General features: G+C 56.6%; 6 protein-coding genes. 4 read left to right on the forward strand and 2 right to left on the reverse strand.

The window, feature by feature from the left end:
* Positions 1–225: 225 nt before the first annotated feature.
* A complete protein-coding gene (locus ACR0NZ_RS20440) occupies positions 226–1,401 on the reverse strand; it encodes an alpha/beta hydrolase (RefSeq protein ID WP_480521534.1) in 1,176 nt (391 codons plus the stop codon).
* A 264-nt stretch (positions 1,402–1,665) separates the two neighbouring features.
* Positions 1,666–2,691, reverse strand: a complete 1,026-nt coding sequence (locus tag ACR0NZ_RS20445) for a helix-turn-helix domain-containing protein (protein WP_480521536.1) — start codon at positions 2,689–2,691, stop codon at positions 1,666–1,668.
* A gap of 150 nt (positions 2,692–2,841) precedes the next feature.
* Between ACR0NZ_RS20445 and ACR0NZ_RS20450 the strand changes: the two genes are divergently transcribed.
* The 4 genes from ACR0NZ_RS20450 to ACR0NZ_RS20465 are packed head-to-tail and all read left to right on the forward strand — an operon-like array spanning position 2,842 to position 5,585.
* On the forward strand, positions 2,842–3,906 hold the full coding sequence (locus ACR0NZ_RS20450; protein WP_480521538.1) for a DUF1214 domain-containing protein: 1,065 nt from the start codon (positions 2,842–2,844) through the stop codon (positions 3,904–3,906).
* Positions 3,907–3,921: 15 nt separating this feature from the next.
* The gene (locus ACR0NZ_RS20455) at positions 3,922–4,926 is read left to right on the forward strand and encodes a DUF1214 domain-containing protein (protein ID WP_480521540.1); all 1,005 of its coding nucleotides are present in this window, start codon (positions 3,922–3,924) and stop codon (positions 4,924–4,926) included.
* Positions 4,927–4,946: 20 nt separating this feature from the next.
* Positions 4,947–5,165 (forward strand): glycine zipper 2TM domain-containing protein, encoded by a 219-nt coding sequence (locus ACR0NZ_RS20460; protein WP_480477721.1) that lies wholly within the window; start codon positions 4,947–4,949, stop codon positions 5,163–5,165.
* A 48-nt stretch (positions 5,166–5,213) separates the two neighbouring features.
* The gene (locus ACR0NZ_RS20465; protein ID WP_480496623.1) at positions 5,214–5,585 is read left to right on the forward strand and encodes a hypothetical protein; all 372 of its coding nucleotides are present in this window, start codon (positions 5,214–5,216) and stop codon (positions 5,583–5,585) included.
* The last annotated feature ends 742 nt before the right edge of the window (positions 5,586–6,327 follow it).

Here is a 6,327-nt window from a genome sequence, read left to right on the forward strand (position 1 = left end):
GAGTTGTTTGACAGGTTCGCCATTCTTGCGCGGCGTTAAACTCACATTTGAGCATTCGCATCTTGACAGATTAATATGCCAAGAAAAATCGATTATACCTTCAATGTCATAAGCCTGACCTATGGATAAACTTACTTATGAGATTCGGAATGATCAGACGAAGCTTCGTGTGGGAAGCTAGCCAGAATAGCGAACAGACGGGGAAAACCTAACGGTTCCTTTCCTTCAGTAAAAACGCCCCAGTTCCCTGATCCTTTGCGGATAATCATCTGGAAAACGCCAGATGATCTCTCCGGGTGCGCGCACCAGACCGCGCGCGGCGGGGTCTTTGTTGGTCAGCAATGATAGGAAAAGATCGCTGCTGGCCCATGGTGAAGACCGGAAATACCAATGTCCGTTGCCATTGCCCGCCTCTTCGGCATCCGTCACGTCGATGACATGCAGCCTTGGGGTCCGGGCCAATTCCGCTTGCACCGCAGGTACTGCTTCGCCGGGGGGCGAGGTCTCTCCGACGCGCTTGCGGCCAAAGACGAGCCTAGACATCGCCAGGGCGGAATCCGTTTGCGACTGATAGATCGTCAGGTCCGTAACCGCATCGAGTAGACCGTCCTCGATAGCATGAATGAAATAAGCACGGTCTAGATCGCTGCCGATCAGGATGAGTTTGCCCAACCGCGCGTTTCCCTCGGCCCCCAACGCGATTTGATAGGCGGCGTCAAAGGCCAGCCTTGTCCCGGCGCTGTAGCCGATCAGGTGGATGCGACGGGCATTGGTATGGGTCGAGAGAAAGGCAATCAACTCGCGCAGATAACGTCGCGAGGCCAGCGCCGATTCCTGATCACGGAAATAGGCCAGCGTATTTGGGGTTGCTGTCCAGTTGTAACTGATGAAAGCGCCCTGATAGCCCAGAAAATGCTGCAACTGGCTTGAGACTAGGGTGGAATAGTCGAAGTCCACATTATAGCCGTGGATGTAGATGAAAATGTCCTTGTTGGCCGATTGCGCCAACTGCGCATTAATTTGTGACGCAAAACGGCGACCGGCGGCTTCAACTTCGACACGGCTGGGTGGGGTATCCATGTATTTGATTGCGCTGAACGGCAAGATGCCGGTCTCGGCCACGCCCACCACACGCAGCCTATAGTCCTGATCCCGCGCCGCGGCGAGTGTTATGCGCCGTGCATTTTTCCAGCTTTCAAGCGGCGGGTCCGACGCAACCTGCGCGACACCCGCCCGCAGCACTTGCCCCCGTGCGTTATTGTAGCTTTTCTGTGGGTCGTCCGGTCCTGCGGGCTGGCGGTCTGTTGCGTAAAACAGTCGCGCCCGCGACTCGAAATTGCCCTCGGTCACATCCTCGAATGGATCAAGCGTGCCATCAGCAAAGACCGTTGGCGAAGGCATAATGTCAATTTCATTGTAGGTTTTCGCTGCACACCCAGTCAGGGCGACACAGATCAATAGCCACCAAAACCTACGCATCAGACCCTTAACGCTCCGTCATATTCCGGCCGCTTTGTGAATTTGCGGCACAAGATTTCACACATTTCTTTTGCAAATAGTCCGACATTGGCAATCGTTTATTGCCACGCGCGACCATAAGTATCAGCCGCAAATTGGGTGCGGTTTCGATGCCCGGCGCCCGCACCGGGCACGACCTCGATGGGTCTAGTCTGCCAAAACCGGGTCAGATCCTGCGCGTTGCTGGGTTCGATAGAGAGAGGGCGAAACGCCTGTCCAGCGGTTGAAGGCGCGTCGGAAGCTGCGGGGATCTTTATAGCCAAGCGTACTGGCGATCTGGTCAATAGACCTGTCGGTCTGGGTCAGCAAATGCTGTGCCTTGCTTTTTGCAAAGCGGGTTTGGACGGCGTTGAAGGACGTGCCTTCCTGACGCAGCGCGCGCTGCAGGGTTCGCGGCCCTATTGCAAGATGGCTTGCCACGGTATCCTCTGACATATCCGCGTTTGCGACAGTGATCTGCAATATCTGTTCCACTGCATCCCCAATGGTCTGCACAGGATTAACGCCCATCAACGCCGCCAGATCATCAAGATCAATGTTCGCGTCCAGACTGCGGGGCGAAGGGTCGCGCGTTTGCAAATCGCCCAGTCGGATGGCAATACCGGGCGGGCTGTCCCGAAGACGCACGGGGGCGCCAATCATCTCTTCGATCTTCGGGACATCGACTCGCGCCTCATGTGGCAGTTCAATCCAGTCCGGGTGCCAGCCTTCGCCCAGAAAGTGGCGGATGACGGTAGCGAGGACAAACACCGAGCCTTCGTCCAGATGTTTGTGACCCATGACCGTCAGCCCGACTGCACTGCGCCCGACCACGACATGGGTCTCGGTCTGACGAAATACGATCTCTGAACCTGGGTGTATCAGCAAGAACGCCCGTGCCCCGCGCGCCAGCGCGGTAGCCAGGTCAGGCGCGCTCAGCACAAAATTTGAATACGCGCCGTAACGCGCGTAATCGAATTTGCGGCCAATCCGGGCACCAAGAAGCCTGTCGCCCATCGCACGGGCCACCGTTTCAACCAGAATGCCCTCTGATGCGTAGGGTGCAAAACCCGCTTTCAGCGATAGAACAGAACGGTCCAGGCCGGCCGCTTGAAGGGCGTCCGCAACGGTGCTCGCTCCGGCGAAATCTTCAAGCAGTTCCACGACATGGGCCAACTCGCGAATTGTAACCATGTTTCGACGCATTGGGTTAGTTTGTCGGGAATTGTCCGGTGACACAACCCGTCAAGGCGCTGCACAATCGCCCTGCGACAACGGGTTACACCGCCGTTCCCTCAACCCGTCATCACCGACGAAACCTGTGATTTCTTAAGGGACATGTTCGTGAGTAAGTCTTTCCCCCTCTCTCTCAGTCAATCGCTGACGTTGCTGGCCACGATCTGGGCTCAGGCGGCGTATGCGCAGGATATGGACACAACCGTCGACAGTTTAAGTGACAGCCGCGAGATCCCGGTTACCATCGACAATTTCATCCGCGCCGCGACTGATCTTGAGCTGGGCAAATATGTGTCACTGGCCGGAGGAGTGAACAGGTTCTTTCACTTTCGCGAACCGACCCCGGTGGATGATCAACCAACTATCCGGATGAACCGCGACACGCTGTACAGCATCGCTGTTATCGACATCAGCGAAGGCGCAACCCTGACGCTGCCAAATGCAGATGGCCGCTATATGACCGCAATGGTTCTCAATCAGGATCATTACATCGAAGAGGTGTTTCACGGTGGTGGCACCTATGCGCTGGATGTCGAGACTTTTGGCACGCCCTATGTTGTCGTCTTCATGCGCGTGTTGGTCGATGCCGCCGATCCTTCGGATGTGGCCACCGTCAACGCGTTGCAGGACCAGATGCTGGTCGAGGCCGGGTCGGCCCGTCCGTTCATCCTTCCCAATTATGACGAAGCCAGTTTTGAGGGGCTGTTACAGAGCATTCTGGCCCTCGGCCCCTATGTGCCGGACAGTTCCCATATGTTCGGCGCGCGTGATCAGGTTCAGGCAGTCCGGCATCTGATCGGCACCGCTGGCGGTTGGGGTGGGTTGCCCGAGCATGAGGCCTATTACGTCAGTGTAGAACCAAATCTGCCAGTGGCCGAGTATCGCATCGATGTTCCCGCCGAGGTGCCGGTCGGGGCGTTCTGGTCTGTCAGCCTTTATAACGCCAGGGGCTTTTTCCAGCCCAACGCGCAAGGTGCCTATAACGTCAATTCAGTGACAGGTGCGCGCAATGGTGATGGATCAATGACCATTCACCTGAGCGGGTGTATGGATGGGCGGGTCAACTACCTGCCGATCATGGAGGGCTGGAACTATACCGTGCGGATGTATCAGCCCGGGCCCGAGGTTCTCGATGGGACGTGGAGCTTCCCCCCAGTTCGCCTTTTGAATTAACGGAAAGGATTTCTCATGCGACGTCTTCTTTTTGCCCTTGCGCTGTGTGTGCCCTCGATTGCCGCGTCAGAGGAGGTGCGCATCCACAACCTTGTGCGGGCGGAATCTGACACGATGATCAGGGCAAATCTTGCCGCCAATGGGGTGGGCGTGGGCGAAATCGTTCACGAGCGTACGCTGGTTTCGGCGGATGCTCCGCAGCCGATCATCCGCGCAAATCAGGACACGCTTTATTCCGCCGTGATCCTCGACCTGTCCCAGCCAGTCCACATCACCCTGCCCGACGGCGATGGCCGTTTTCAGTCGATGCTGGCTATCAGCCAGGATCACTATGCCTTTGTCGAGGCGACACCGGGCACCTATGACCTGACCGAGGACAATGTCGGCACGCGCTTTGCCTTTGTCCTTTTCCGTACATTCGCCGATGCCACGGATGCCGAAGATCTGGCCAGAGCGCATGCGGCGCAGGACGGGATCGAGCTCAGCGGCGGTGGCAACGGCCCGTTCGAAGCGCCGGACTGGGATATGGAAAGCCTGGCCGAGGCGCGCAAGGCGGTGAACGATCTGGCAAGCGCGGTCGGCTTTGATGCGGCCAATGCCTTTGGCCGCAAGGACGAGGTCGACCCGATCGATCACCTGGTCGGCGCCATCGCTGGTTGGGCAGGGCAACCGGCGACCACGGCCTCGGCCGTGATCGCCAGTGTCGATGCAAATGATGGCGAGACGCCCCATGCAATCACGGTCAACGACGTCCCGGTCGACGCGTTTTGGTCGATCACCGTTTACAATGCCGACGGCTATCTTGAGCCGAACGAGCTTGACCGCAACAGTTACAACAACGTTTCTGCCAAGCCCAACGAGGACGGGTCATACACTATCCACTTCGGTGCATGTGACGATGGCCGGATCAACTGTATCCCGACCCCGCCAAACTGGAATTACACCGTCCGCCTGTACCAGCCGCGCGCCGAAATTCTGGATGGAAGCTGGACCTTTCCATCGGCTGAACGGATCAACTGAACCGATAAGGAGACCGAGATATGCAGTTTTCGACAAAGTCACAGGCCACCGCACTCGCCCTGCTGATGGCCGCAATCCTGGCCTTGCCGCTGCCAGCCGAGGCCCAGTCGCAACGAACGAAGAACACGGTTGGCGGTGCCGTCGTGGGGGCTGGGGTGGGGTACCTCGTATCCGGTAGTGACGGCGCAAAAGCCGGAGCCGTCGTCGGTGCCATCGCAGGCTATCGTAAAAAGCGCTAAGGCCACGCTGCGCGTGCCGCACGCTATTGAAGAAATGAGGTAGATCACATGAAACGAGTTCCCCTAACGGCAATTTTCGGGATGTGCATTACAGCGCTGGCGAGCACTGCCTCTGCCGATGCGGAGATGGACGAAATCATCGCCGCAGCTGCACCGTTCATGCATCTTAGCTGCGCCAGTGTTCTTGCAGAGCACGAGGATGACCCCGATCAGGTAAGCCAGATCGTGCGTCTCATGGCGATGGTGTCGCTCTACAACCGTCAGATCGATGTCGTGGCTACCGTCCCGGAAGAATATCTGGGCGACCTCAAGACCGAGTTCGTCGAAGAGCTTGAAGACGCCTGCGACAACGACGGTGGCAGGTTGCTGGCCGGGGCAGTGGACGATGCTGTGAGGGAAACCTTTGAAGAGTTCGAATAATCCGCTGCATTAACAATCGGCCGCCGATTGCGGCGGCCGGCTTCTTGATAGGTCTTTTGCAAAATGAAACGGTGCACGGGCGCAAAGGACCATGCCAAACCCGCTGTACAATGGGTGAGATGCACATCAAGGTGAAGGGCATTTGTGACTAAGCACGATTGCCTCCAGCCGTGAAGAGATTCGCAACGCAGCTGTGACGCTCTTGGCTGTCCAGCTCCAACCGCGCTATCCTGTGTTTCAGAAGAAAGCTTGCTTGTTGTTTTCTCACCCTGGCCTTGCCCAACTCTGGGGTCGAAGCCTCTGGGAAACATGGCGCGATTCAGTGGGATTTCGATTGGGTGAAACTCATTCAGGGCATTTCCTTTGTCCCAAAGTAGAAGCAGCTCGCAATTGTGTGGCTTTTTGTTGGTTTTTCTTGACCAGCTAATCAATTTGATACATTTTTCACGATAAAGACCTAAATGTAGCACAAATTAACACGAATCTAGACCGTTTTGTTTGTTCAGCGCGATCCTTGGGAAAGAGGTTTCACTTCGGTCCAAGGATGGTTTCAAAGCGGCGGCAATGCTAAACTGGAATTCCTGTGCGGGCTAGTTTTGGCAACCTGATATGGAAAGGTATCGCCCCGACACTTCGCATGTGAACAGCGCATCTTGAGGGTCCAAATCTTTCGAACCACCGGGCACTGGATGCAAATGACCCAAAGCGCCTCGCAAATGAAGGCGCCCAAAAACGAAGATCA

The organism is Ruegeria sp. AE3, from assembly GCF_056542225.1.